22 protein-coding genes and 1 pseudogene are annotated in these 25,539 nt (G+C 72.4%); 15 read left to right on the top strand and 8 right to left on the bottom strand.

Annotated elements, in window-relative coordinates; translation table 11 throughout:
• Positions 1–268: 268 nt before the first annotated feature.
• A complete protein-coding gene (locus GA0070604_RS06375; RefSeq protein WP_091115669.1) occupies positions 269–1,285 on the bottom strand; it encodes a hypothetical protein in 1,017 nt (338 codons plus the stop codon).
• Positions 1,286–1,539: 254 nt separating this feature from the next.
• On the opposite strand from GA0070604_RS06375, the gene rsmD reads away from it, so the two are divergent.
• From rsmD to GA0070604_RS06420, 9 genes and pseudogenes are all read left to right on the top strand, one after another.
• Positions 1,540–2,103 (top strand): 16S rRNA (guanine(966)-N(2))-methyltransferase RsmD, encoded by a 564-nt coding sequence (gene rsmD, locus GA0070604_RS06380; protein WP_091126937.1) that lies wholly within the window; start codon positions 1,540–1,542, stop codon positions 2,101–2,103.
• Complete coding sequence (coaD, locus tag GA0070604_RS06385) at positions 2,100–2,588, top strand: pantetheine-phosphate adenylyltransferase (protein WP_091115673.1); 489 nt, start codon at positions 2,100–2,102, stop codon at positions 2,586–2,588. The genes rsmD and coaD overlap by 4 nt, the downstream gene beginning before the upstream one ends.
• Before the next feature lie 158 nt (positions 2,589–2,746).
• Entirely contained in the window at positions 2,747–3,244 is a 498-nt protein-coding gene (locus GA0070604_RS06390; RefSeq protein WP_091115677.1) for an SPFH domain-containing protein, read from the top strand.
• A 126-nt stretch (positions 3,245–3,370) separates the two neighbouring features.
• Positions 3,371–3,934 (top strand): YceD family protein, encoded by a 564-nt coding sequence (locus tag GA0070604_RS06395; RefSeq protein WP_091115681.1) that lies wholly within the window; start codon positions 3,371–3,373, stop codon positions 3,932–3,934.
• A 5-nt stretch (positions 3,935–3,939) separates the two neighbouring features.
• A complete protein-coding gene (rpmF, locus tag GA0070604_RS06400) occupies positions 3,940–4,113 on the top strand; it encodes a 50S ribosomal protein L32 (protein WP_091115685.1) in 174 nt (57 codons plus the stop codon).
• Between the two features lie 111 nt (positions 4,114–4,224).
• Positions 4,225–5,205, top strand: coding sequence for a phosphate acyltransferase PlsX (locus GA0070604_RS06405; RefSeq protein WP_091126938.1), 981 nt, complete (start codon positions 4,225–4,227; stop codon positions 5,203–5,205).
• The gene (rnc, locus tag GA0070604_RS06410; RefSeq protein ID WP_091115688.1) at positions 5,202–6,020 is read left to right on the top strand and encodes a ribonuclease III; all 819 of its coding nucleotides are present in this window, start codon (positions 5,202–5,204) and stop codon (positions 6,018–6,020) included. Before GA0070604_RS06405 ends, rnc begins: the two co-directional genes overlap by 4 nt.
• Positions 6,013–6,869 (top strand): annotated as a pseudogene (mutM, locus tag GA0070604_RS06415) (bifunctional DNA-formamidopyrimidine glycosylase/DNA-(apurinic or apyrimidinic site) lyase). Before rnc ends, mutM begins: the two are co-directional and overlap by 8 nt.
• Before the next feature lie 235 nt (positions 6,870–7,104).
• On the top strand, positions 7,105–9,324 hold the full coding sequence (locus GA0070604_RS06420; protein WP_091115692.1) for an MMPL family transporter: 2,220 nt from the start codon (positions 7,105–7,107) through the stop codon (positions 9,322–9,324).
• Between the two features lie 97 nt (positions 9,325–9,421).
• Here the strand turns inward: GA0070604_RS06420 and GA0070604_RS06425 are convergent, their stop codons facing one another.
• Together GA0070604_RS06425 and GA0070604_RS06430 are read right to left on the bottom strand one after the other, a co-directional pair.
• The gene (locus GA0070604_RS06425; RefSeq protein WP_244161773.1) at positions 9,422–10,318 is read right to left on the bottom strand and encodes an endo alpha-1,4 polygalactosaminidase; all 897 of its coding nucleotides are present in this window, start codon (positions 10,316–10,318) and stop codon (positions 9,422–9,424) included.
• Positions 10,319–10,446: 128 nt separating this feature from the next.
• Positions 10,447–11,499, bottom strand: a complete 1,053-nt coding sequence (locus tag GA0070604_RS06430; protein ID WP_091115696.1) for a CAP domain-containing protein — start codon at positions 11,497–11,499, stop codon at positions 10,447–10,449.
• Positions 11,500–11,870: 371 nt separating this feature from the next.
• On the opposite strand from GA0070604_RS06430, the gene GA0070604_RS06435 reads away from it, so the two are divergent.
• The 3 genes from GA0070604_RS06435 to GA0070604_RS06445 all read left to right on the top strand — a co-directional run bounded on the left by GA0070604_RS06435 (position 11,871) and on the right by GA0070604_RS06445 (position 16,604).
• The gene (locus GA0070604_RS06435) at positions 11,871–12,065 is read left to right on the top strand and encodes a hypothetical protein (RefSeq protein ID WP_007456482.1); all 195 of its coding nucleotides are present in this window, start codon (positions 11,871–11,873) and stop codon (positions 12,063–12,065) included.
• Positions 12,066–12,387: 322 nt separating this feature from the next.
• Positions 12,388–15,987, top strand: coding sequence for a chromosome segregation protein SMC (smc, locus tag GA0070604_RS06440; protein WP_091115699.1), 3,600 nt, complete (start codon positions 12,388–12,390; stop codon positions 15,985–15,987).
• On the top strand, positions 15,984–16,604 hold the full coding sequence (locus GA0070604_RS06445) for an HAD family hydrolase (RefSeq protein ID WP_091115703.1): 621 nt from the start codon (positions 15,984–15,986) through the stop codon (positions 16,602–16,604). Before smc ends, GA0070604_RS06445 begins: the two co-directional genes overlap by 4 nt.
• A 67-nt stretch (positions 16,605–16,671) precedes the next feature.
• On the opposite strand, the gene GA0070604_RS06450 is transcribed toward GA0070604_RS06445, so the two are convergent.
• The 5 genes from GA0070604_RS06450 to GA0070604_RS06470 all read right to left on the bottom strand — a co-directional run bounded on the left by GA0070604_RS06450 (position 16,672) and on the right by GA0070604_RS06470 (position 21,759).
• Complete coding sequence (locus GA0070604_RS06450) at positions 16,672–17,193, bottom strand: DinB family protein (RefSeq protein ID WP_091115707.1); 522 nt, start codon at positions 17,191–17,193, stop codon at positions 16,672–16,674.
• A 65-nt stretch (positions 17,194–17,258) separates the two neighbouring features.
• A complete protein-coding gene (locus GA0070604_RS06455; RefSeq protein ID WP_091115710.1) occupies positions 17,259–17,750 on the bottom strand; it encodes a universal stress protein in 492 nt (163 codons plus the stop codon).
• Positions 17,751–17,880: 130 nt separating this feature from the next.
• Entirely contained in the window at positions 17,881–19,491 is a 1,611-nt protein-coding gene (locus GA0070604_RS06460) for an MDR family MFS transporter (RefSeq protein WP_091115713.1), read from the bottom strand.
• Between the two features lie 104 nt (positions 19,492–19,595).
• Positions 19,596–20,033 (bottom strand): MarR family winged helix-turn-helix transcriptional regulator, encoded by a 438-nt coding sequence (locus tag GA0070604_RS06465; protein ID WP_091115717.1) that lies wholly within the window; start codon positions 20,031–20,033, stop codon positions 19,596–19,598.
• A gap of 13 nt (positions 20,034–20,046) precedes the next feature.
• Positions 20,047–21,759, bottom strand: a complete 1,713-nt coding sequence (locus GA0070604_RS06470; RefSeq protein ID WP_091115721.1) for an alkaline phosphatase D family protein — start codon at positions 21,757–21,759, stop codon at positions 20,047–20,049.
• 148 nt (positions 21,760–21,907) lie between these two features.
• Here GA0070604_RS06470 and ftsY point away from each other — a divergent pair, with 148 nt between their 5' ends.
• The 3 genes from ftsY to GA0070604_RS06485 all read left to right on the top strand — a co-directional run bounded on the left by ftsY (position 21,908) and on the right by GA0070604_RS06485 (position 25,538).
• Positions 21,908–23,080 (top strand): signal recognition particle-docking protein FtsY, encoded by a 1,173-nt coding sequence (gene ftsY, locus GA0070604_RS06475; RefSeq protein WP_091115724.1) that lies wholly within the window; start codon positions 21,908–21,910, stop codon positions 23,078–23,080.
• Between the two features lie 7 nt (positions 23,081–23,087).
• Positions 23,088–23,954, top strand: coding sequence for an aminoglycoside phosphotransferase family protein (locus GA0070604_RS06480; RefSeq protein ID WP_208601979.1), 867 nt, complete (start codon positions 23,088–23,090; stop codon positions 23,952–23,954).
• 282 nt (positions 23,955–24,236) lie between these two features.
• Entirely contained in the window at positions 24,237–25,538 is a 1,302-nt protein-coding gene (locus tag GA0070604_RS06485; RefSeq protein ID WP_244162163.1) for an ammonium transporter, read from the top strand.
• Position 25,539 lies beyond the last annotated feature (1 nt).

Genomic DNA, 25,539 nt, shown 5'->3' on the forward strand with positions numbered 1-25,539 from the left:
GATCGCCTTCATGCGCGGCCGTCGCGCTGGCGTGATCGGCTCCACTTGCGGCATCCGTCGCGCCCGCGTGATCGACTCCACTTGCGGCATCCGGTGGTCTTCCGCGGCCTAGAGGCACCGATATGCCGCATGTGGAGTCGATCATCCCTCCGTTCGGCAGAGCGGCCCGGGAAGAGCGGCTGACTAGCGGACCGGATACGCCGAGGGCGCGCCGACCTGGTGGTCGACGCGCCCTCGGTTCAGTTCAGCGCGAGTGGTTCAGCGCGGATCAGGCGGTGAAGCGGATCCGACGACGGCGAGCCATCACGAAGAACACCGCACCAGCGGCGAGCAGCACGGCGGCAACACCGGTGATCACGCCGGCGGCCGGGCCGGTGACCGGCAGACCGCCACCGTCGCACTCGGCCGGCTTCTCCCAGGTGACGGCGTCCTCGGGGTCGCCCTTCTCGCCCTCGAAGCTCGGGATGATGGTCAGACCCTTGTGGGCCTTGAAGGTCACCTCGGTCTTCTTGCCCGGGATCAGCTCCAGCTTCTTCGTCTCACCCTTCTCCGAGGTGAAGACGATGGTGGCCTCGACGCCGTCAGCCGGGTTGTCGGCGGTCACGGTCAGCTCGTCACAGGTGAAGATGATCTCGAAGACCGGCGCGTTGGGCTCCTCCGGCACCAGCGGGCCGGACGGCTCGCTCGGCTGGGGGGTCGGCTCGGCCGACTCGGAGGGCTGGACGGACTCGGACGGCTCGACCGTCGGCTCGACGGACTCGGAGGGCTCGACCGACGGCTCGGGAGACTGGGACGGCTCCGGCGACTGGGACGGCTCGGGAGACTGGGACGGCTCCGGCGAGGCCGGCGGCTGCGACTCGCAGTTCTTCGTCGCCTTCGCGGTGCCGGTCGCGGTGTTCTTGTGCAGGTTCTTGCCGCGTACCCACTCGGCGCTGACCTTGAGCTGGGCCGCCTGGCCCTTGGGGACGATCTGCTCGCCTTCGAGCTTGCCGTACTTGGTCTTGCCGTTCTCCCTGCTGCCAGCAGGGAGAACGGCATCGGTGTGGATGTTGGTGACCTCGGTGCCGGACGGGGTCCACACCGACGTGATCTTGCCTGCCAGGTCCCACTCGCTGTTTTCTACGGTCCAGTTGACACGCAGGTCACCGTTGGGCAGCTTGCATGCCTTGCCGCTGATGGTGGTGTGGTGGGCCAAGGCCGGGCTGGCGACGACCGCCACGCCCGTGAGGCCGATCAGCGCGCCGGCAGCGACCGCCGCGACACGCCGGAGGTTCAGACGGTTCACGTCTACTCCTGTTTGGGGGAAGCAGAGACTGTGACAGGTGGGGGGGAAAACCACACGCCGCACCCGCACCGGCAGACCTTATCGATATGCGCGTGCCCAGGGCGGCCTTCAGCGCTCACTAAGGATCTCGTTGTAAATCTGTGACCTTATGTGGCCGCAGAGTAGTTGCGTAATCGCGTATGGCTTGGGGTTCCAGGTGCCCGGATGGCGACCCTGGCGTCGCGTAGCGTCATGGACATGTGCGGGAGCAATCGGTGACCCGGATCGTGGCCGGGACGCTCGGCGGGCGGCGGATCGCCGCGCCGCCCGGCGCCGGCACCCGGCCCACCTCCGACCGGGTCCGGGAGGCGTTGTTCAGCGCGGTGCAGGCCGATCTCGACCTCGACGGGGCGCGCTTCGCCGACCTGTACGCCGGCTCCGGCGCGGTCGGGCTGGAGGCGCTGTCCCGGGGCGCGGAGCACGTGCTGCTGGTCGAGTCCGACGCCCGGGCGGCCCGGGTGATCCGGGAGAACATCGCCGTGCTGCGGGCCGCCCCGGCCGCCCGCCTGGTCACCGGCAAGGTGTCCACCGTGCTCGCGGCCGGACCCGACGGCGGGCCGTACGACGTGGTCTTCGCCGACCCGCCGTACGCCGTACCCGACCAGGAGATCACCGCGATGCTGGCCGCGCTGGTCGACGGCGGCTGGCTGGCCCCGGACGCCCTGGTGATTCTGGAGCGGTCCAGTCGCACCGGCCAGGTCACCTGGGTGGAGGGCATCACGCCCGAGCGCAGCCGTCGTTACGGCGAGACCACTCTTTGGTACGGTCGCCGATCATGAGACGTGCGGTCTGCCCGGGCTCCTTCGACCCGGTCACCAACGGACACCTCGACATCATCGGCCGGGCCAGCCGGCTCTTTGACGAGGTGATCGTCGGCGTGCTGGTCAACCAGTCCAAGCAGGGGCTGTTCAGCGTCGATGAGCGTATCGCCATGCTCCGCAAGGTGACCGTGTCGTACGACAACGTGCGGGTGGAGTCGTTCCGCGGACTGCTGGTGGACTTCTGCCGCGCCCAGCAGGCGAGTGTGCTGATCAAGGGCCTGCGCGCGGTGAGCGACTTCGACTACGAACTCCAGATGGCCCAGATGAACATCGGCCTGGCCGGCGTGGAGACGCTCTTCATGCCGACCAACCCGCTCTACTCGTTCCTCTCCTCCAGCCTGGTCAAGGACGTGGCCAAGTGGGGTGGCGACGTCTCGGCGCACGTCCCCGACGTGGTCCGCGAGCAGCTCGTCGCCCGCCTCCACCCGGACGCCCGGGCCTGATCCGGGCGCCGCCCGGCACCGGACGGGCGGCACACGACGCGCCGGGAGGGGTGCGTCGGCGCGGGGTGGTACGGGCGCGACATGATGTGTGCAGCGCCGAACCCGGGCGCAGGCCGCATCATGTAGGTCGGCCGACGAACGACAGGAGTGAGGTACCGGTGGACCCGCTCGATCGCATCGACGAACTGATCGCCATGGTGGAGCAGGCCCGCTCCGTCCCGATGTCGCGCAACAACTGCATGGTCGACCGGGGCGAGATGATCGCTGCTCTCGACGAGCTGCGCGCGGAGCTTCCCGCCGACCTGCGCCGGGCCGCCGCGCTGCTGGAGGAGCGGGACAAGATCATGGAGGCCGGCAAGCGCGAGGCCGACCGGATCATCAGCGAGGGTGAGGCGGAACACGCCCGCCTGGTCTCGGTGAACGAGATCACGGTCTCCGCCGAGCACGAGGGCGCCCGGATCATCGCCGAGGCCCGCAGCGAGGCGCAGCGCCTCCGCGACGAGGTGGACGACTACGTCGACACCGCGCTGGCCAACTTCGAGCAGTTCCTCACCCGGGCGCTCGCCTCGATCGAGCGCGGCCGGGACAAGATGCACGCGCTGCGCGAGATCGGCACCTTCGCCGGTGACGAGGCCGACCGCCCGCTACCCTTCTGAGCGGCCCCTGGCCGGCGGCCGACAGCCGGCCACCGACGGGCCGGGGCGAGCGACGCCCCGGTTCGACGGTCCGGCCATCGCCCAGGTAACCTTCTTTGTCGGCCTCTCACCGGCCGGAGTCTGACTATGCCCAAACACACGCCATCCCCACTCAACCCCAGGTCGCCGCTGGTCCTCGACACGAGGGAGCTGCCGCGTCGGCCTGGCGCGTTGCGTACGGTCAAGCGGGTCGTGCCGGCACCGGAGGACCTCGGCGTGGAGTTGATCGGCGTGCCGGCGGGCGCGGACCTCGACCTCGACCTGAGGTTGGAGTCGGTGTCCGAGGGCGTGCTCGTCTCCGGGACCGTCACCGGCCCCGTCAAGGGCGAGTGCGGTCGCTGCCTGCGCCAGATCGACGACTCGGTGGCCGTGCGGATCCAGGAGCTGTACGCGTACGAGAACAGCACCACGGACGACACGACCGACGAGGACGAGGTAGGCCGGATGCAGGGCGATCTGATCGACCTGGAGCCGGCGCTGCGGGACGCGGTGGTGCTCGCGCTGCCGACCAACCCGCTCTGCCGGGAGGACTGCCCAGGCTTGTGCCCCGACTGCGGGGTGCACTGGGACGATCTGCCGGCCGACCACAGCCATCAGCAGATCGACCCGCGTTGGGCGGGCCTGTCGCAACTGACCCGTACAGAGGAGTAAGAACCGTGGCCGTCCCCAAGCGCAAGATGTCGCGCAGCAACACCCGGGCCCGTCGGGCGCAGTGGAAGACCGCGGCGGTCGCGACCGTGGCCTGCCCGCAGTGCAAGTCGCCCAAGCTGCCGCACGCCGCCTGCTCGGTCTGCGGCACCTACAACGGCCGTCAGGTCCTCGACGTCTGATCTGGGCGCCGAGTGACGTCCCCGACCACCGGTCGGGTGGCGCGCACCCCCTGGCTCTCGCCCGGTGCCCCGGCTCCCTCCACCGTCGGCCGATCCCCGGCCGTCGCCCCGATGGAGCCGGGCACCGCGCGGATCGCCGTCGACCTCCTCGGCGGGGACGATGCTCCCGCCGTCGTGGTTGACGGCGCTCTGCGGGCGGTGCGAACCGACCCTGACCTGCACCTGCTGCTCGTCGGACCGACCGAGGTCGCCGGCGGGCTGATCGGTGCGCTCGATCCGGAGCAACGTGCCCGGGTCACCGTCCGCCCGGTGCGGACCGCTGTCGGCATGGCCGACCATCCCACCGCCGCGCGTGCGGAGAGCACCGTCCGCGCGGCGGTCAGCGCCGTTCGCGACGGGCTCGCCGACGCGCTCGTCTCCGCCGGCTCGACCGGCGCCACCGTCACCGCCGCCGCGCTCGGCCTCGGCCGGTGGGCCGGCATCCGCCGCCCGGCCCTGGTGGCCACCCTGCCCGCCGTCGCCGGCCCGGTGGTCCTGCTCGACGTCGGTGGCACGTTGGAGTCCGGCCCCGCCACCCTCACCCGGCACGCGGTGCTCGGCGCCGCGTACGCCGCCGTGGCGCACACCGTCGCCGCGCCCCGGGTCGGGCTGCTCTCCGTCGGCACCGAGGCGGGCAAGGGCGACCGGCTGCGCCGGGCCGCCGACCCCGCCCTCGCCGCCGTACCGCTGCCCTGCGACGGTCGCTACGTGGGCCTGGTCGAGGGATTCGACATCTCCCTCGGCGCGCGCGCCGACGTCGTGGTGACCGACGGGTTCACCGGTAACGTGCTGCTCAAGGCCATCGAGGGCGCGTACGCGATGGCCGGCGGACCACCGGCGAGCGGTGGTGCCCCGCGCGCCGCGGCCCTGCTCGGCGTCTCCGGCACGGTGGTCGTCTGCCACGGGGCGGCCCGGCCCGACGACGTCGCGTCCGGCATCGCCCTCGCCGCCCACCTGTGGCGGCGTGGCGCCACCGACACCGTCTCCACCCTGCTCGACGGTTTTTCGCACGATCCCGCACCTGACCGTAACGACACCGAGGTAGCACCATGACCAACGACAAGCGGCGGCGTGCTCCCGTCGGCCACCTGGAGGCGGCCTTCGGGGTGTCGCTCGACCCGGAACTGCTGGAACGCGCGCTCACCCACCGTTCCTACGCGTACGAGAACGGTGGCCTGCCCACCAACGAGCGGCTGGAGTTCCTGGGCGACTCGGTCCTCGGCGTGGTGATCACCACGGCGCTGTTCCACAACCACCCGGACCTGGCCGAGGGGCAGCTCGCCAAGCTGCGCGCCAGCGTGGTCAACATGCGCGCCCTCGCCGAGGTGGCGCGCGGCCTCGGTCCGCACGGGCTGGGCGCGTACCTGCTGCTCGGCAAGGGGGAGGAGACCACCGGCGGCCGGGACAAGGCCAGCATCCTGGCCGACACCCTGGAGGCGCTGCTCGGCGCGATCTACCTCCAGTACGGCCTGGACACGGTGGCCGGCGTGATCCACCGCCTCTTCGACCCGCTGATGGCCGAGTCGGCCGGCCGGGGCGCCGCGCTGGACTGGAAGACGAGCCTCCAGGAGCTGACCGCCGCGCTCGGGCTGGGCGTGCCGGAATACCGCATCGAGGGCACTGGCCCGGATCACCTCAAGACCTTCACCGCCTGGGTGGTGGTGGCCGGCAACCGCTACGGCGGCGCCGAGGGGCGCAGCAAGAAGGAGGCCGAGCAGCGGGCCGCCGAGTCGGCCTGGCGGATGCTGACCGAGCAGGCCGAGCAGGAGCAGGGCGCGTTGACGGGGGACGCCGCCGAGGCGGCAGCGGGCGACGCCGGCAGCGGATCCACGGCCGACCCGGCCGGTGCGGGCGCCGGCCGTGCCTGAGCTGCCCGAGGTCGAGACGGTCCGGCAGGGCCTGGCCCAGTGGGTCATCGGCCGGACGATCAGCTCCGTGGAGGTGCGCCACCCCCGGCCGTACGCCGGCACCAGCCGGGCGGGGAGCACTTCGCTGACGTGCTGGCCGGGCGGACCGTCACCGACGTGCGGCGCCGGGGGAAATACCTGTGGCTGCCGCTGGACAGCGGGGACGCCCTCGTCGGGCATCTCGGCATGTCCGGCCAGCTGCTGCTCCAGCCGGTCGGAGCGGCCGACGAACTGCACCTGCGGGTCCGGTTCCGGTTCACCGACGACGGCCCGGAGCTGCGCTTCGTCGACCAGCGCACGTTCGGCGGGCTGGCGGTGTCCGAAGGCGGGGCGGAGCTGCCGCACGAGATCGCGCACATCGCCCGGGACCCGATGGACCCGGAGTTCTCCGACGCCGGCTTCGTGGCCGCGTTGCGCCGGCGGCGTACCGAGGTGAAGCGGGCGTTGCTGGATCAGACCCTGGTCTCCGGGATCGGCAACATCTACGCCGACGAGGCGCTGTGGCGGGCGAAGCTGCACGGTGCCCGGCCGACCGACGCGCTCACCGGCCCGGCGGTCGGGCGGCTGCTCGGGCACGTCCGGGACGTGCTCGGCGAGGCGATCAAACAGGGCGGCACCAGCTTCGACGAGCTGTACGTCGACGTCAACGGCGAGAGCGGCTACTTCGACCGGTCGCTCAACGCGTACGGCCGGGAGGGGGAACCCTGCCCGCGGTGTGGTGCGCCGATCCGTCGCGAGGCGTTCATGAACCGTTCGTCGTACAGTTGCCCGCGCTGCCAACCCCGCCCCCGGGGTGCTCTCCGGGGATGACCCGGAGCCGTCTCGGGGTTGCGCCGGTGTGCTGCATCGGGCGGCTTGGGGCGCGTCCCCCGGTCGTACCCTGAAAGTCCCCTTCTGTCCGGTTGGTTGAGCCGGTCCGGGCCGACCGGGCGGGACCGGTCGGCTCGGGGACGAGCCGGGGCCGTCCCCGGATGTGCGGGCGTCGCCCGCTCCCTAGCGTCAGCACCGTCGGCACGGGGCCGACGTGTGGAGGGGGAACCCGGGTATGGGCAGGCGACCGGTGACGGTGCGACTGGCACGGTGGAGTGCGGAGCATCCGTGGCGGGCCATCGCGCTGTGGGTGGTGTTCGTGGCGGTGTGCTTCGTCGGCGGCAACGCCGCGGGGCTGAACGAGGCGAGCTCCGCCGACCAGTCGATCGGCGAGGTGGGGCGGTCCGAAGCGATCGTCGACAGTGGCGGCTTCCACGAGCCGGCGACGGAGAACGTGTTGATCACGTCCCGTTCGGGAGCGCTCGACCAGGCCGCGGCGAAGGTCGCGGCCGACGACGCGGCGGCCCGGCTGCGGCAGGTCGACGGGGTCGCCTCGGTGGGTGCCCCGCTGCCGTCCCGGGACGGCAGCGCGTTGCTGCTGTCGGTCACCATGTCCGGCGACCCGGAGACCGCGTCGGACCGGGTGCAGCCGCTGCGGGACACCACCGCCAAGGTGCAGGAGGCGCATCCGGCGCTACGGATCGAGGAGGTCGGCGGGCCCTCGATCAACAAGGCGCTCGACGACACGCTCGGGAAGGACTTCCAGCGGGCGGAGCTGCTCAGCCTGCCGGTCACCCTGGCCATCCTGATCATCGCGTTCGGCGCGTTGATCGCGGCCGGCGTGCCGGTGCTGCTCGCGCTCTCCTCGGTGGCCGCGGCCATGGGGCTCTCCACCCTGGCCTCGCACCTGGTGCCGGCCAACGACACCACGGCCAGCGTGATCCTGCTGATCGGCATGGCGGTCGGCGTCGACTACTCACTGTTCTACGTCCGTCGGGAGCGTGAGGAACGGGCGAAGGGGCGGTCCGGGCTCGACGCGGTGGAGATCGCGGCGGAGACCTCCGGGCACGCCGTGGTGGTCTCCGGCACCGCCGTGATCATCTCGATGGCCGGGCTGCTGCTCGCCCAGGACGCCATCTTCTCCTCGCTCGCCGTGGGCTCGATCCTGGTGGTCGCGGTCGCGGTGATCGGCTCGCTGACCGTGCTGCCGGCGCTGCTCGCCAAGCTCGGCCGCTGGGTCGACCGGCCCCGGGTGCCGCTGCTGTGGCGGCTCACCGCCCCGCGTACCGGCCGGCACGGCCAGCCGGCCCGGCCCCGGTTCTGGCCGGCCGTGCTGCGGCCCGCGCTGCGGGCGCCGCGGACCACCCTGATCGTCTCGGTCGGGCTGCTGCTCGCCCTGGCCGCCCCGGCGCTGGGCATGAAGATGAAGTTCCCCGGCATGGAGGACGTGCCGCGCACCACGCCGGCCATGCAGGCGTACGACCGGCTCACCGCGGCCTTCCCGAGCAACGGCACCAACCACGTTGTGGCGGTGCGGGCGCCGGCCGGGCAGGCCGACCGGGTGCACGCGGCGTTGACCGACCTGGCCGGGCGGGCCGCCGCCGAACCGCTCTTCGCGCCGGCCGAGGGGGACGGCGCGAAGATCGAGGTGTCGGCCGACCACCGGGTGTCGGTGCTGGAGGTGGCCACCCCGTACGCCAGCCGCACCGACGAGGCCACCCGGTCCCTGCACAAGCTGCGCGAGGATCTGGCTCCGGCCGCGCTGCGCGGCATCCCCGGGATCGAGTACGCGGTCGGCGGCGCCGTGGCCGCCAACGAGGACTACGCCCAGCACATCCGGGAGAAGCTGCCGATCGTGGTCGCCTTCGTGCTGGCGCTGACCTTCCTGGTGATGGCCTGGACGTTCCGATCGGTGGTGGTCGCGCTCACCTCGATCCTGTTGAACCTGCTCTCCGCCGGGGCCGCGTACGGCCTGCTGGTGCTGGTCTTCCAGGGTGACTGGGCGGCCGGACCACTCGGCTTCACCTCGATGGGCGCGATCGTCACCTGGCTGCCGCTGTTCCTCTTCGTGGTGCTCTTCGGGCTCTCCATGGACTACCACGTCTTCGTGGTCAGCCGGATCCGTGAGGGCGTCCTCGGCGGCCTGTCCAACCGGGACGCGGTGGCGTACGGGATCACCTCGTCGGCGGGCGTGGTGACCAGCGCGGCGATCGTCATGGTCGGGGTCTTCTCGATCTTCGCGACGCTGAGCACCATCGACATGAAGCAGCTCGGCATCGGGCTGGCCGCAGCGATCCTGCTGGACGCCACGATCATTCGGGCCGTGGTCCTGCCGTCCCTGATGACCCTGCTGGGCGACGCCAACTGGTGGGCCCCCCGCTTCCTGCGCGCCCGACCGGCCACCCCGCCCGCCGAGCCGGCCGTCCCCACCCCGGAACTCGTCGGCGCCCACTAACCGCCCGCCGCCCAGCTGATCATGAAGTTGTTGCCCTCCGCTCCGTGCCGGGGGCAACAACTTCATGATCAATGCCGAGGGGAGGGGAGGGAGCCGGTCAGGGGCGGGGGCAGGGGGTGCGCCAGGCGTCCAGGGTGCGGGCCTTGAGCATGGAGGCGAAGCCGTAGCCGACGGTGGTGACGCAGAAGGCGGCCGGGTCACCCGTGTACTCCACGTGGAAGACCGGCTTGTGCGCGTCGGCGAAAGGCAGCAGTTTGGCGCACTCCCGCCGGCGTACGCACTCCTGGTTGACGGCGAAGTCGAAGTCGGGCGCGAGCGCGGCCACCTGCGGCACGTCGTCGACCAGCCCGGGCGAGAGGTCGAGCCGGCGGGCCAGGGCGGCCAGCCGACGGTTGAACAGCAGTTGGTCGTCGAAGTCGAGCGAGAATCCGGTGCGGTGCCGGTAGCCGTCGGCGTCGTCGACCGCCACCGCGCCGAAGCCCTTGCCCCGGCACAGTCGGAACCGGTCGGCGAGTATCGGCTCCAGCGCGCCCCATCGGCGTACATCCAGCCACTGGCTGCCCGGCCGGCCCGGCACCGCCGCGCCGCGTACCTCCGCCGGGAAGCGGCTCGCGTCCGGGTCGGTGGAGGCGTACGTCCCGACCCGTACCTGGCAGACGAGGCGGCGGTTGCGGTCCCGTAGCGCGGCGGTCTCGGTGGAGGTGGTGCCGACCGGATCGAGCAGGAACACGTCGGCGTCGACCGTGACGTCCAGCGGGCCGGCGAGCTGCCACTGCCACTGCCATCGGTTGGCCCGGTCGGCCGGCCACCGGGTGGGCGCCCCGGGTGCCACGATCGGGGTCTGGCAGCCGGACACCGGGGCGAGCAGCAGCACCGTCACCAGTGCCGCCGCGCTGCGGCGCAGTCCGCGTGGCAGGACGCGGACCGACCGACCGCGCGGTACGGGCCAGGCCGGCCGCATCCGCATCGACAGCTCCCGGGTCGCGGGCGGCATGCCGCCGCCCCTGCCGGTACGCCGAGCCGACCCGGGGCGTGCCAGCCGTGCGGCACGGCGTACCTCACCCGGTCAAACGAGCGCGGACCCGGTCACGACGCGGCAGCGGACCGCGCCGGGGTGCCCGCTCAGCGTGGGGTGCCGAAGTCCTGCGTCCAGTACGGCCCGTTGCTCCGCGCCACGCCCACCCCGATCTGGGTGAACGAGCAGTTCAGGATGTTGGCGCGGTGGCCCGAGCTGTTCATCCAGGCGTCCATGACGGCGGCCGGGCTCTGCTGGTTCCAGGCCACGTTCTCCCCGTACGCCCGCCAGGCGTAGCCGACCCGGTCGAGCCGCTCGCCGGCGTCGCTGCCGTCGCTGCCGTCGTGCGTCATCGTCTTGTGATCGGCCTGGTCCTGGCTGTGCCGCTGGGCGGCCAGCGTCAGCTTGTCGTTGACGGTCACCGCCTTGCAGCCGGCCTTGGCCCGTTCCGCGTTGACCAGGTCGACGACCTGCTGTAGCTCGGCGCTCAGCCCGTTGGTCGAGGTGGCCCGGGTGGCGGCGGGGCTCGGCGCGGTGGTGCGCTGGAGTTGGCGGGAGGGGGCGGTGGTCCGGCTCGACTGCGGCGTGGCCGTCCGGGTCGGGCTCGGCCGGGCGCTGGTCGGGGCGGCACTGGGCGAGCCGGTCGGCGAGGCGGGGGCGAGGGCGTCGCCGGGGACGGCGGCGCCGGTGTCCGGCGCGACCGGAGCGGCGGCCACCGCGTCGTCGGCCACGGTCGACTCGGTCTGCTGGCCGTCGCCGGGCAGCGCCAGGGCGGCCACGCCCAGGGTGGCCACCAGCGTCGCCGCGGCGGCGGCCGCGCCGGCCAGCAGGGGACGCGGGAAGCGGCGCGGCTGCCGGTGCCGCCCCGGCTCGCCGGACGGGCCGTCGGCGGCCGGACGCCGGGCGACGGTGAACTGCTCCTCCGCCGGCCAGCCGCTGTCTGCGGGGTCGGTCCGCCAGGTGCCGTCCGGGGCGTCGGTCCGCCAGGCTTCGGTCGGGGTGTCGACCCAGCCCGCGGTCGCCTGCTCCGGCTCGTCCCCGAAGAGGTACGTCGACCGCGGCTCCGGCCGGTCGGTGAGCCAGGCCGGCCCGTCGGCGGCCGGCGGCTGCGGGTGCCGGGCAGAGCCATCCGGTTCGATCGGGTCGGTCCAGCGGTACACGCCTGTCCCCTCCACGGGTCGGTTGTCGGCCGGCCTGACGCTAGGTGGCGCCGCGAGCTGCGGCAACGTGGCTAAGAAAGAGTTAAGGGGAAGTCGACGGAGAGGGCGGGGTGTTCACGTATTCCGGGGCGTACAGTTATCTGGTCCGGACAGAGCGTGTCCGCGCCTCACGGCAGCCCCCGACAAGTGGACAGGTCGACGTGGAGATGATCTACGGCCTGCGGGAACTTGACGAAGGAGGGGTTTGCGGCTCAATATATAGGTGTCGCCAGTCGCGCCCAGTCATGCCCGCATTCTGCTGGGATGGCAGCCGCGAACATGATGGGCGCGCGTTGGCCGGCCTTTCCGGCAGCGCATATCAAGGAGTCAGCATGGCGAAGGCCCTCTACGGCCACGTTGGTGCAGCGCCCGACCGGCGCCTGCTCGACGAGGTCACCCGGCTGCGTGCCAGGGTTCAGGCACTGGAGTTCGAGATCACGCGTCTGCGCGCCGACAATGATCGGCTGGCGGCGGCAGCGGCGGAGGCTGACGACCTCCTCCGGCTGGCCGAGCCCGCGTTGACCTGATCTTCGGTTGTCGGAAAACTGAATCGCACCACACGAAAAAGCGCGCCGACACCCACGTGCCGGCGCGCCGCTTTGTGCGTACGCCTATTGTTTTCGCGCCGTATCTTCCGATCGGGTGAGCCCGGAATTGCGCGGCGGCGACCGGGCCGCGAATAAGATCTTGTGGTTTTCGGCACTCTCTCCCGGGCGCGCCGAAACCGGACACGACGGCCCCCACGGTGGGTCGCTTGCCGTAGTCTCCCCGGCCCCGGGTTAGTCTGCGGGTCAACCAGGTCCGCGCAGCCGGCGACGGTACGGCGGCCACCGGACGAGGATCGAGAAGGTGCATCTCAAGAGCCTGACGGTGAAGGGCTTCAAGTCCTTCGCCTCCGCGACGACGCTCAAGCTGGAGCCGGGGATCACCTGCGTGGTCGGCCCGAACGGCTCCGGCAAGTCCAACGTCGTCGACGCCATCGCCTGGGTGCTCGGCGAGCAGGGGGCCAAGGCGCTACGCGGCGGCAAGATGGAGGACGTCATCTTCGCCGGCACCGCCGGGCGGGCGCCGCTGGGCCGGGCCGAGGTCACCCTCACCATCGACAACACCGACGGCGCGCTGCCGATCGAGTACACCGAGGTCTCCATCACCCGCCGGATGTTCCGCTCCGGCGAGAGCGAGTACGAGATCAACGGCGACTCCTGCCGGCTGCTGGACATCCAGGAGTTGCTGTCGGACTCCGGCATCGGCCGGGAGATGCACATCATCGTCGGCCAGGGCCGGCTCGACGGCATGCTGCACGCCAAGCCGGAGGACCGGCGGGCGTTCATCGAGGAGGCGGCCGGCGTCCTCAAGCACCGCAAGCGCAAGGAGAAGGCGCTGCGGAAGCTCGACGCGATGCAGACCAACCTCAACCGGCTCACCGACCTCACCGCCGAGCTGCGCCGCCAGCTCAAGCCGCTGGGCCGGCAGGCCGAGGTGGCCCGCCGCGCCGCCGCCATCCAGGCCAACCTGCGCGACGCCCGGCTGCGGCTGCTCGCCGACGATCTGCACACCCTGCGGACCACGCTGGACAAGGAGATCGCCGACGAGACCGCGCTGCGCGAGCGGCGGGAACAGATCGAGGCGGAACACACCGAGGTGCAGGCCCGCCTCGGCGAGCTGGAGGCCGCGCTCGCCGAGGACGCCCCGCTGCTCGCCGCCGCCCAGGACACCTGGTACAAGCTCTCCGCGCTCCAGGAGCGCTTCCGGTCCATCGAGCAGCTCGCCCGGGAACGGTTGCGCCACCTCAGCGCCACGCCCGACGACGAGCGCCCCGGCCGCGACCCCGACCAGCTGGAGGCCGAGTCGCGGCGGGTCCGCGAGCAGGAGGAGGAGCTGCGCGCGGCGCTCACCGAGGACCAGATCCGGCTGGCCGAGGCGGTCGAGCACCGGCAGGAGCTGGAGCGGCAGCTCGCCGCCGCCGAGCGGGAACTGGTCGCCGCCGCCAAGGCCATCGCCGACCGGCGGGAGGGGTTGGCCCGGCTGACCGGCCAGGTCAACTCGGCCCGGGCCCGGACCACCAGCGCCGGCGAGGAGATCGACCGGCTCGCCACCGCACACGCCGACGCGCTGGCCCGGGCCGAGAAGGCGCAGGCCGAGCTGGACGCGGTCGCCGAGCAGTCCACCGAGGCGGACCGGGACAACGCCGACCTGGACGCCCGGCACGCCGAGGCGGTCGCCGTCCACGAGCAGGCGCAGGCGGCCGTCCGTAGCCTCGCCGACGCCGAGCGCGCCGCCGAGAAGGACGCGGCCACCTGGAAGGCCCGCGAGGAGGCGCTGGCCCTCGGCCTGCGCCGCAAGGACGGCGCCGGGGCGCTGCTGGCCCGCGCCGACCAGGTGCCCGGCCTGCTCGGCAGCCTCGCCGGGCTGCTCACCGTCGCGCCCGGCCACGAGGCGGCGCTCGCCGCCGCGCTCGGCGGGCTCGCCGACGCGGTCGCGGTCAGCGGCGTGGACGAGGCCGTCGAGGCGATGCGCCTGCTCAAGATCTCCGACGCCGGCCGGGCCGGCCTGCTGGTCGGCAGCCCCGCCGGCCCGGGCATGGACGGCCCGGCCGACGCGCTGCGCCCGAAGCTGCCCGACGGCGCCCGCTGGGCGCCCGACCTGGTGGAGTGCTCGGCCGAGATCCGGCCGGCGGTGTACCGGGCGCTGCGCGACGTGGCGCTGGTCGACGACCTCGCCGCCGCGGCCGAACTGGTCGCCGGCAACCCGGAGCTGCGCGCGGTCACGCCGGAGGGTGACATCGTCGGGGCGTACGCGGCGGCCGGCGGGTCGGCCAAGGCACCCAGCTTCATCGAGGTGCAGGCGGCCGTCGAGGAGGCCCGGGCCAACCGGTCCGCCGCCGAGCGGAGCAGCGCCGAACTGCGCGAGCAACTGGTCGAGGCGCGCGCCGAGGTGGCCGCGGCGAAGGAGGCCGTACAGCACGCCGCCGCCGCCAAGCGTGAGGCGGAGAGCCACCGTAACGCCGCCGCCCGCCGGCTGGCCGAACTGGGCGCGGCGGCCCGGTCGGCCAGGGCGGAGACCGACCGGCTCGGCGAGTCCCGGGCCCGCGCCGAGGCGGCCCGGGAACGTGACCTTCAGGCGCTCGCCGAGCTGGAGGAGCGGCTGCGGCTGGCCGAGGCCACCCCGGTCGACGCGGAACCGTCCACCGAGGAGCGCGACCAACTCGCCGCGATGGTGCCGCAGGCCCGGCAGAACGAGATGGAGGTCCGGCTCGCGGTGCGTACCGCCGAGGAGCGGGTCTCCTCGATCGCCGGCCGGGCCGACTCCCTGGCCCGGCAGGCGAACGCCGAGCGGGCCGCGCGGGAACGCGCGGCGGCCCGCCGGGCGGCCCGCACCCGCGGCGCGGAGATCGCCCGGGCCGTGGTGGGCGGCGCCCGCGAGGCGCTGACCCGGCTCACCGTCTCCATCGCCCGCGCCGAGGAGCACCGCGACGCCGTGGCCCGCGAGCGCGCCGCCCGTGAGGCCGAGCTGTCCGAGGTACGCGGCGCGGCCAAGCGGCTCGGCGCCGAGCTGGACCGGCTGACCAGCCAGGTGCACCGGGACGAGGTGGCCCGTGCCGAGCAGCGACTGCGCATCGAGCAGTTGGAGGCCAAGGCCGCCGAGGACTTCGGCCTCGACGTGGCGACGTTGATCGCCGAGTACGGCCCGGACCAGCTCGTCCCGCCCACCGACGCGGACGTGGCGGCGGCCGAGAAGGAGAACAGCCCGGTGCCCGAGCCGGTCCGCTACGAGCGGCCGGTGCAGGAGAAGCGGGCCGCCAAGGCGGAACGGGAGCTGGCCCTGCTCGGCAAGGTCAACCCGCTCGCGCTGGAGGAGTTCGCCGCGCTGGAGGAGCGTTACAAGTTCCTCTCCGAGCAGCTGGAGGACCTGAAGGCCACCCGCCGGGACCTGCTCACCGTGGTCAAGGACGTCGACGACCGGATCCTGGAGGTCTTCGCCAGCGCGTTCGAGGACACGGCGCGGGAGTTCGAGCAGGTCTTCACCGTGCTCTTCCCCGGTGGCGAGGGCCGTCTGGTGCTCACCGACCCAGAGGACCTGCTCACCACCGGCGTGGAGGTGGAGGCCCGGCCGCCCGGCAAGAAGATCAAGCGGCTGTCGCTGCTCTCCGGTGGGGAGCGGTCGCTGACCGCGGTGGCCATGCTGGTGGCGATCTTCCGGGCCCGGCCCAGCCCGTTCTACATCATGGACGAGGTGGAGGCGGCCCTCGACGACGTGAACCTGGGCCGGCTGATCACACTCCTGGCGCAGTTGCGGGAGAAGAGCCAGCTCATCGTGATCACCCACCAGAAGCGGACCATGGAGATCGCCGACGCGCTGTACGGCGTGACCATGCGCAGCGGGGTCACCCAAGTGATCAGCCAACGGCTCAACCGGGCCGACGACGACGGGCAGGAGAAGAACGAGTGAGTCGGGAACGCGCGACCGCGCTGCTGGTGGACTTCGACGGCGTGCTGCGCCGCTGGGATCCGGCGGTGGCCGCCGCCGTCGAGCGGGAGTACGGGCTCACCGAGGGCGTACTGGGCGAGATAGCCATGTCGTGGGGTCTGCTCCAGCCGGTGCTCACCGGCCAGGTCAGCCACGCGCAGTGGATGAGCAGCGTGGCCGACGCACTCACCCCCTCGCTGGGCGACCCGGTCCGGGCCCGCGCGGCGGTGGAGGAGTGGCAGCGTTACCGGGGCGAGGTCGACCCGGACGTGCTCGCTTTCATCCGTGCGGTGCGGGCGGCCGGCGTACGGGTGGGGCTGGGCACCAACGCCACCGACCTGCTCGACGTCGACCTGGCGACGCTCGGTCTGACCGACGAGTTCGACGCGGTGGTGAACTCCTCGGCCGTCGGGGTGAACAAGCCGGCCAAGGAGTACTTCCAGGCAGCCTGCGCGGCGCTGGAGACCCCGCCGGCGCGGGTGCTCTTCGTCGACGACGAGGATCGGAATGTCTCCGGCGCCCGCGTGGCCGGCCTGTCGGCGCACCGCTGGACCGGCCCGGGGGACCTGCGCTACCTGCGCGCCGCGCTGGAATCCTGAACCGCCTCGCCGAGGTGGCGGGCTCCGGTCCGCCTGGAACGCCGCCACCTCGCCGAGCCGGGGCAGGTCAGTCGCCGGTTACGCCGTCGATCCGTTCGCGGATCAGGTCGGCGTGGCCGTTGTGCCGGGCGTACTCCTCGATCATGTGCACGTACACCCAGCGCAGGTTGAAGGTGCGCTTCTTCGGGCCGACCTCGATGAAGGTCTCGTCCAGGGAACGGCCGGCTGCGGCGGCGCGGGCCAGCTCGACCTCGCGCTGGTACGTGGCGAAGTCGGCCTCGGCGTCGGCGTTGCTGACGTCGTGGTCGGCGTCCGGATTATCCGGGATGTAGTACGGGTAGTCGACCGACTGTCTGGCGAAGTTCTCCCGGAACCACCAGGCCTCCACCTCGGCCAGGTGCCGGACCAGGCCGAGCAGGGTCAGCGCCGAGGGCTCGACGCTCGCCGTGCGCAACTGCTCGGCGGTCAGCCCGGCACACTTGAGTAGCAGGGTGTCGCGGTGGTATTCGAGCCAGCCTTCCAGCATGGTGCGCTCGTCGCCGACGTAGGGCTCGTTCTTCCGGGTGATTTCCGGCGCTCTCCAGGTCATCCGGCGATGTTAGGAGGGGCCCCCTATACAACGCGAGGCGTTAACAGGGGGCCCCTCCTTGCATTTCAGGGCACCACGACGACGGGCCAGCGGCCGGTGCGGACCAGGCGGGTGGCGACCGAGCCGACCAGACGGTGCCCGGCTTGCTCGGACGCCCCGACCACCACCAGGTCCGCGCGGAACTCGTCGGCCGCCGCACACAGCTCGGTGTACGCGTCGCCCCGCCGGCACAGGAACGTGACCGGCAGGCCCAGCTCCTCCGCGCCGCGCCGGCACTCGTCGCGCAACTCGGCGGCCAACTCGTCGTGGGTCTGCTGGACCGCCCCGGCCACCACGCCCGACATCATCGCGGCGTACGGGGCCGGGGAGCTGACGAAGACCACCACCAGGCCGGAGCGCTGCCGGCGGGCCAGCCCGGCCGCGTACGAGGCGGCCCGCAGCGAGGTGCGGCTGCCGTCCACGCCGACCAGCACCACCCGAGGCCCGTCCGTGCCACGTTCGAACGGCAGCGGCCGGGACTCCGGGCCGTACTCCTCACGCTCGACCGGCGTGCTCATGCCGCCGCCTCCCTGCGGTCGGCGACGGCATGAGGCACCGACGCGCTGAGCTGGCCGATTCGCTCGCTCCGCTCGCTCATGCCGCCGCCTCCCTGCGGTCGGGGACCTGGCCGATTCGCTCGCTCATGGGTCACTCCTGGCCGCCGGTGCGTACCACCGGGGCGTTGTTCCCGGCCGCGACGGTCGCCTCCCGCCCGGCCTCGGTGGAGGTCGTGTGCTGGCGCAGCGGCACCTCCTTGATGAGGGCGACCGCGATCAGGGCGATCAGCCCGAACGGGGCGGCGGCCAGGAAGATGTCCCCGGCGCCGTGCCCGTACGCGGACTCGACCACCGCGCGGATCGGGGCGGGCAGGGTGTGTACGTCGGGCAGGGTGCCGCCGCTGCCGGAGCCGGAGGCCCGCATGCCGAGCCCGGCCAGCCCGTCGGCCAGGTAGTCCTTGACCTTGTGGGCGAGCACCGCGCCGAGGGCGCTCACGCCGATCGCGCCGCCGAGGCTGCGGAAGAACGCGACCGTCGAGCTGGCCACGCCGAGCTCGTGCGTGCCGACGGTGTTCTGCACGGCGAGGACCAGGTTCTGCATGGTCATGCCCAGCCCGAGACCGATCAGCGCCATGAAGATGGCGAGCCGCCAGTACGGTGTGTCCGCGCGCACCGTGCCCATCAGGACGAAGCCGACCGTGAGCAGGGCCGAGCCGGCGACCAGGTAACGCTTCCAGCGGCCGGTGTTGGTGATGATCCGGCCGACCACGGTGGAGGCGACCAGCAGGCCGCCGATCATCGGCAGGGTCATCAGGCCGGACATGGTCGGGCTCTCGCCGCGGCTGATCTGGAAGTACTGGCCGAGGAAGACCGAGGCGCCGAACATGCCCACGCCGACCGCGACGCTGGCGACCACGGCGAGGGTGATGGTGCGGTTGCGGAACAGGCGCGGCGGGATCATCGGCTCGTCGGCCCGCTGCTCCACCCGGATGGCGAGCGCGCCGAGCAGCATCGCACCGGCCACCATGACCGCGCTCTGCCAGGAGATCCACTCGTACCGGTCGCCGGCCAGGGTGACCCAGATCAGCAGCAGCGACACGGCTGCGGTGATCAGCGTCGCGCCCCACCAGTCGATCTTCGCCGGGCGCTTCACGACCGGCAGGTGCAGGGTCTTCTGAAGCACGATCAGGGCGAGGACCGCGAACGGCACGCCGACGTAGAAGCACCAGCGCCAGCCGAGCCAGGCGGTGTCGACGATCACGCCACCGATCAGCGGGCCGCCGATGGTGCCGACGGCCATCACCGCGCCGAGGTAGCCGCTGTACCGGCCACGCTCACGCGGGGCGATCATCGTGGCCATGATCACCTGGGCGAGGGCGGTCAGGCCGCCCGCGCCGACGCCCTGGAGCACTCGGCAGGCGATCAGTTCGCCGGTGGACTGGGACTGACCGGCCAGCACCGAGCCCAGCACGAAGATCCCGAGGGCGAGCTGGACCAGGAGCTTTTTGCTGATCAGGTCGGCGAGCTTGCCCCAGATCGGAGTGGTCGCGGTGGTCGCCAGCAGCGTCGAGGTGACCACCCAGGTGTACGCGGACTGGCCGCCGTGCAACTCGGTGATGATCCGCGGCAGCGCGTTGGAGACGACCGTGGAGGAGAGGATCGCGACGAACATGCCCAGCAGCAGGCCGGAGAGCGCCTCCAGGATCTGCCGGTGGGTCATGCCGACGGCGGTCGCCCGGGTGGGCGCTGTCGCCTGCGTCATCGTGGGATGCCTCCGGAGGGAGAGTGGGGGGATCGAGGGTTCGGCTTGGTTGCCTCAAGCAACAACTTGGGATGGCGCCGGCCTTATTCCCGCCCTCTCGGGCCTCAGAAGGTCTCGTTGAACCGGTGCAGCAGTCGGGCGAAGTTCTCGACGTCCCGTTCCGGCCAGTTCCGCAGCGTACGGCGGATCTGTTCGAATCGGGCCGCCCGTGCCGCGTCGAACCGGCGGCTGCCCTCCTCGGTGAGGCTGAGCTGCGCCGCCCGTCGATCGCTCGGGTCCGGGTCGCGGCGGACCAGCCCCAGCCCTTCGAGCCCGGCGATCTGCCGGCTGAGCGTGCCCTTGCCGATGCCCAGCCGGGCGGCCAGGTCGGTCAGCCGGATCGAGCCCGACCGGCGCAGCCAGAGCAGCAGACCGTACGTGTTCGGCTCCAGGTTGGGGTGCACCTCCCGGGCGACCTCCCAGGACAGCGCCCGCCCGCGGCGCAGCAGCGCGGTCAGCTCGTCCTCCACCGCGCGCAGGGTCTCCGGAAGGTGATCGTCCACGGGCTGAGCGTACTCACGCCTGATCGCTGAGCGCCTGCCGTGCCACCTCGTGGAGCTGCCCGTCGGCGGTGGTGCCCTCGATCACCACCTCGGCCGACCGCCCCCGGTGGGTCAGCGTGGCCACCGCGTTGCCGAAGTACGGCCCGGCCAGCCTCCGCCACCGGACGCTCGGCCGGCCCACTCCGGCGGCGCGCGCGAGAGCCCGGGTGGCGGCGGCCGGCCCCGGGTTCCAGCCCAGCCGCATCAGCGGCCGCATCGCCGCCGGCACCTGGTTGTGGATCGGCGAGCAGGTGAGCTGGTGCACCGGTGTGTGGACGGTTCGGTCGGCGAACCGCGCCCGGGCCACATACGAGTGGTGCACGTCACCGGAGAGCACACTGATCGAGGCGGGTGGCGCGTACGCCGGCCCGGCGCCGACCCGCGCCCCGCTGCCGCCCGGGGTGCCGCTGCCCAGCCGGGCGAAGAGCTCGCCGAGGGCGTCGAACGAGCGCCGGAACGACGCCCAGTGTTCCAGGTCCAGGGCCCGGCGCAGCCACTCGGAGGCCTTCGCCACCCAGGGTCGGCGGGAGTCGGCGAGCTTCTCGTTCCACGCCTCGACGTGGTGGATGCCGGGCGGCAGCAGCCAGGGCAGCGAGGCGCCGACCACCAGGTGGTCGTAGACGCCGTGCGCGCGGTCGAGGAACCACGACCACTCGCCCGGCGGCAGCATCGCCCGGTTGCCGGACTCCAGCACCCGGCTGGACCGGTTGTCCAGCATCACCAGCCGGGTACGTCCCAGATTTAGGGCGTAGCTCCACTGGTACTGCACCGCTCTCCACCGCTCGGTGTCGTGCGCGACGTCTGCCTCCCGGTCGACCCGCTCGCCGAACTCGTGCAGCACACCGGTGGCGTCCTCGGTGGCGATGACCTTGGCGTACAGCGGGTCGGCGGCGATCTCGTCCGGCGAGAGGTTGCCCAGGTGCTGGTAGACCCAGTACGAGGCGAGGCCGCTGCGGATCCGCTCGGCCCACCACGGCTGGCCGCGCATGTCCGCCCGCCACGACGCCGAGGTGTTCCAGTCGTCGATCACCTCGTGGTCGTCGAAAATCATCACGCTGGGCACCGTGGAGAGCAGCCAACGGATCTCCGGGTCGCGCCAGGACTCCAGATAGAGCTTGGTGTACTCGTCGAAGCTGACCACCTGGGTGGCCGGGGCGCCCGCGGGCCGGCGCCGACGCCGCCTGAGCAGCTTGCGCACGGTCGGCGAGGTGACGTCGGCGTAGACCTGGTCGCCGAGCAGCACCAGCAGGTCGGGCAGGCCGGCGGGATCCGGGTCGGCGATCAACCGTCGGGCGTACGCGTCGAGCGCGTCCGGCGGCAGCCTCCGGGCGGTCGCGTGCTGGGTGGTCTCCCGGCACGAGCCGAAGAGCAGGTTCACCGGCTGGTCCCGGTCGTCGGCCGCCCGGGTCCGGATCACGCTGGGCGGGAAGCCGCTCTCCGGCACCGGCCAGGCGACCTCGTCGTCGATCAGCACCTGGTAGGTCGTGGCGCTGTCCGGGGTGAGCCCCGTCACCACCACGATCGCGTAGTGGTGGTCGTACGCCGAGAAGGTCGGCGCGGTGCCGGTGGCGCCGCCGGCCGTGCGGACGGTGACCGACGCGGGCGCGCTGGTCTCCACCCAGACGGTCGCCCGCGTGCCGACGACCCGTCTCAACAGCGGGCCGATGAGCAGGCGAGAGCTGGGCACGGAGCACCTCCGAGGGAGAATGTTTCACCGTTTCTACCCGGACGGCGGGTTCGGCACGCCTGGCTGCGGCGAGCGTATCGGCAGCTCGCTCGCGGGGACGGAGGCGGTGAGTGGGACGCCGTCGCCGGCATCTGACAGGATTTCGGGCATGAAGGAATACCTCCTCATCGCACTCGCCCTGCTCGGCGTGCTGATCCTCGGCGGCCTCAGCCTCGTGGTGCCCCGGCTGCGCCGGCGTGCCGAGGAAGTGGAGGCCGAGACCCGCGCCGAGGAGGAGCTGGCCGCTCCGCCGGTCGAAGAGGCGCCGGAGGTCTCCACCGGCGTGCTGGTCGAGCCGCCGGTGGTCGAGGCACCGGCGATCACCATCGAGGTGCCCGAGCCCACCGCCGGCCGGCTGGTCCGGCTGCGCTCCCGGCTGTCCCGCTCGCAGAACGTCTTCGGTCGGGGCCTGCTCGGCCTGCTCACCCGCGAACACCTGGACGAGGACGCCTGGGAGGAGATCGAGGACAGCCTGATCACCGCCGACGTCGGCATCGACGCCACCCGGGAGATCGTCGACCGGCTCCGCGAACGGACCCGGGTGCTCGGCACCCGCTCCACCACCGAGCTGCGTGCCCTGCTCGCCGCCGAGCTGGTCAACGCCCTCGACCCGGCCCTGGACCGGTCGCTGAGGACCGCCCCCAAGGTGGACGTGCCGGCCGTGGTGCTGGTCGTCGGGGTCAACGGCGCCGGCAAGACCACCACCTGCGGCAAGATCGCCCGGGTGCTGATCGCCGACGGCCGCACCGTGCTGCTCGGCGCGGCCGACACGTTCCGGGCCGCCGCCGCCGACCAGCTGGAGACCTGGGGCAGTCGGGTCGGCGCGGAGACGGTGCGCGGGCCGGAGGCCGCGGATCCGGCCAGCGTCGCCTTCGACGCGGTCCGGCGCGGCATCGACACCAGGGTCGACACCGTGCTGGTGGACACCGCCGGCCGCCTGCAGAACAAGATCGGCCTGATGGACGAGCTGGGCAAGGTCAAGCGGGTGGTGGAGAAGCACGGCCCGATCGACGAGACCCTGCTGGTGCTCGACGCCACCACCGGGCAGAACGGCCTGGAGCAGGCCCGGGTCTTCACCGAGGTGGTGAACGTGACCGGCGTGGTGTTGACCAAGCTCGACGGGACCGCCAAGGGCGGCATCGTGATCGCCGTGCAGCGCAAGCTCGGCATCCCGGTCAAGCTGGTCGGCCTCGGCGAGGGCCCGGACGACCTGGCCCCGTTCGACCCGGCGCAGTTCGTCGACGCGTTGCTCGGCACCGAGCCGCTCGCCCGGGACGCGTAGCCTCGACGTGACGAGTGACGATCGCGCCTACGCGGGGTGGCGCGACCCCAGCCACCACCTGGCGCCGCGCCTCGGGAGGCCGTACGTGACCTCGCAGGAGATCCCGCTGCACGGCGGGAACGTCAGCACCGTGGTCCGGGTGGGCGACACGGTCCGGCGCAACGCCGGCCCCTGGACCCCCTCGGTGCACGCGCTGCTGCGGCACCTGGAGTACGTCGGCTTCACCGGCGCCCCCCGCGCCCTCGGCATGGACGAGCGCAACCGGGAGGTCCTGTCGTACCTGGAGGGGGAGTGCGGGGAATACCCGCTGGCTCCGCACTGGGTCACCGACGAGGCGCTGGTGACCGTGGCCACCATGCTGCGGATGTTCCACGACGCCCAGTACGGCTTCACCCCGCCGCCGGGTGCCGTCTGGCGTTCGTTCGGCCCACCCCCGCCGGACACCGAGGTGATCTGCCACCACGACGCCGCCCCGCACAACGTGATCTGGCGGCCGGACGGCACGCTCGGCCTGATCGACTTCGACCTGGCATCGCCGGGCGCGCGGATCTACGACGTGGCGTACGCGGCCTGGACCTGGGTGCCGATCTTCTCCGACCGGGACTCGATCACGCTGGGCTGGAAGCGGCCGGACCGGCCGCGCCGGCTGCGGCTCTTCGCCGACGCGTACGGGCTGATCCCGCGTGACCGGCACCGCCTGGTCCGGACCATCCGGAAGCGGGTCGTGGATCACGTCGAGGGCATCCGGCGGATGGCCGCGGCCGGGGAACCGGCGTTCGTCCGGATCGTGCACAAGGGTCACCTGCGTCGCCCGATGCGTGACCTGCGGCTGATCGACTACGAGCGGCACGCCCTGGAGTACGCGCTGCGCTGACCGAGCGGGAAAAGTGGCCGGCTCCTCCCCGGAGCGGCCGCTTTTCCGTTTCCGGGCCAAGATCAGTGTTCTTCACACGCCGGAAACATCCCGTCACGGGGCGGAAATCGGGCGGTGCCGGTGGAGGAAACAGCCGGCGAGCAAGCTTCCGCGCAGCCGGCTGACGGGCGACGCTGCCACATCTCAGTCGGAGGGAGGACATCCACACCGAGAGGAGGCAGCGTGGAGATCAACACCGGCAACACCGCCTGGTTGCTCCTGTCGTCTGCGCTCGTGCTGCTCATGACCCCCGGTCTGGCCCTGTTCTACGGCGGGCTGAACCGGTCCAAGGGCGTACTGAACATGATGATGATGAGCTTCTCGTCCATCGGGCTCGTCAGCATCCTGTGGCTTTTCTACGGCTTCACCGTCGCCTTCGGGGAGGGCGGCAGGTTCATCGGCGACCTGGGGCAGTACCTCGGCACCAGGACGTTCGTCGGGGAGGGCGACCTCTGGGGCGAGACCGGCATCCCGATCTACGTCTTCATTGCGTTCCAGATGATGTTCGCCGTCATCACCGTCGCCCTGATCAGCGGCGCGCTCTCCGACCGGACCAGGTTCGCCGGCTGGCTGGTGTTCGCCTTCGGCTGGGCCACCCTGGTCTACTTTCCGGTCGCCCACATGGTCTGGGGCGGTGGTCTCATCGGCGGCGACATCGGCGCCCTGGACTTCGCCGGTGGAACCGCGGTGCACATCAACGCCGGGGCCGCGGCGCTCGCCCTGACGCTGGTCCTCGGCAAGCGGGTCGGCTGGCCCCGGGAGAGCACCAAGCCGCACAACGTCCCGTTCGTCGCGCTCGGCGCCGCGCTGCTCTGGTTCGGCTGGTTCGGCTTCAACGCCGGCTCCGAGTTGACCGCCGACGGGGTCACCGCGCTGGCCTTCATCAACACCCAGGTGGCCACGGCCGCCGCCCTGCTCGGCTGGATCGTCGTGGAGTGGGTGCGCGACGGCAGGCCCACCCTGGTCGGCGCCTCCTCGGGCGCGGTGGCCGGCCTCGTCGCGGTCACCCCGGCGTGTGCGTTCCTCACCCCGGCCGCGTCGGTGCTGCTGGGCCTCGTCGCCGGTGCGGCCTGCGCCCTCGCGGTGGGCCTGAAGTACCGGTTCGGCTACGACGACTCCCTGGACGTGGTCGGCGTGCACTTCGTCGGTGGGTGGATCGGGTGCCTCTGGATCGGCCTCTTCGGCACCGCCTCGGTCAGCTCGCTGGTGGCCAGCGACGGCCTGCTGGTCGGCGGTGACGCCACCCTGCTCGGCAAGCAGGCGCTCGGTGCGCTGATCGTGACGGTCTACTCCTTCGCGGTCGCCTACGCCCTCGGCTTCGTGATCGACAAGACGATCGGGTTCCGGGTCTCCGCCGAGGCGGAGGTCGACGGCATCGACGTCGCCGAGCACGCGGAGAGCGCGTACGACCTGTCGCCGACCACCGGCGGCGGCGCCGGTGGCGCGTTCGCGATGGCCGGGATCGGTGCCGCCAAGCCGGTCGCGGCGGCCACCGACGAGGTGGACGAGCCCGCCGAGCCGGTCAGCGAGAAGGTCGCCGGTTAAC

The sequence above is a fragment of the Micromonospora eburnea genome, assembly GCF_900090225.1.
Taxonomy (GTDB): domain Bacteria; phylum Actinomycetota; class Actinomycetes; order Mycobacteriales; family Micromonosporaceae; genus Micromonospora; species Micromonospora eburnea.

What these genes read in the sequence shown, in the direction of transcription:
- GA0070604_RS06425 (WP_244161773.1), bottom strand. Translation starts at nt 10,318, where the DNA reads ATGCCGCCCGCGACCCGGGAGCTGTCGATGCGGATGCGGCCGGCCTGG.
- GA0070604_RS06435 (WP_007456482.1), top strand. Translation starts at nt 11,871, where the DNA reads ATGGCGAAGGCCCTCTACGGCCACGTTGGTGCAGCGCCCGACCGGCGC.
- GA0070604_RS06485 (WP_244162163.1), top strand. Translation starts at nt 24,237, where the DNA reads ATGACCCCCGGTCTGGCCCTGTTCTACGGCGGGCTGAACCGGTCCAAG.
- GA0070604_RS06405 (WP_091126938.1), top strand. Translation starts at nt 4,225, where the DNA reads ATGGAGCCGGGCACCGCGCGGATCGCCGTCGACCTCCTCGGCGGGGAC.
- GA0070604_RS06395 (WP_091115681.1), top strand. Translation starts at nt 3,371, where the DNA reads ATGCCCAAACACACGCCATCCCCACTCAACCCCAGGTCGCCGCTGGTC.
- ftsY (WP_091115724.1), top strand. Translation starts at nt 21,908, where the DNA reads ATGAAGGAATACCTCCTCATCGCACTCGCCCTGCTCGGCGTGCTGATC.
- GA0070604_RS06450 (WP_091115707.1), bottom strand. Translation starts at nt 17,193, where the DNA reads ATGACCTGGAGAGCGCCGGAAATCACCCGGAAGAACGAGCCCTACGTC.
- GA0070604_RS06420 (WP_091115692.1), top strand. Translation starts at nt 7,105, where the DNA reads ATGGGCAGGCGACCGGTGACGGTGCGACTGGCACGGTGGAGTGCGGAG.
- GA0070604_RS06460 (WP_091115713.1), bottom strand. Translation starts at nt 19,491, where the DNA reads ATGACGCAGGCGACAGCGCCCACCCGGGCGACCGCCGTCGGCATGACC.
- coaD (WP_091115673.1), top strand. Translation starts at nt 2,100, where the DNA reads ATGAGACGTGCGGTCTGCCCGGGCTCCTTCGACCCGGTCACCAACGGA.
- GA0070604_RS06455 (WP_091115710.1), bottom strand. Translation starts at nt 17,750, where the DNA reads ATGAGCACGCCGGTCGAGCGTGAGGAGTACGGCCCGGAGTCCCGGCCG.
- rnc (WP_091115688.1), top strand. Translation starts at nt 5,202, where the DNA reads ATGACCAACGACAAGCGGCGGCGTGCTCCCGTCGGCCACCTGGAGGCG.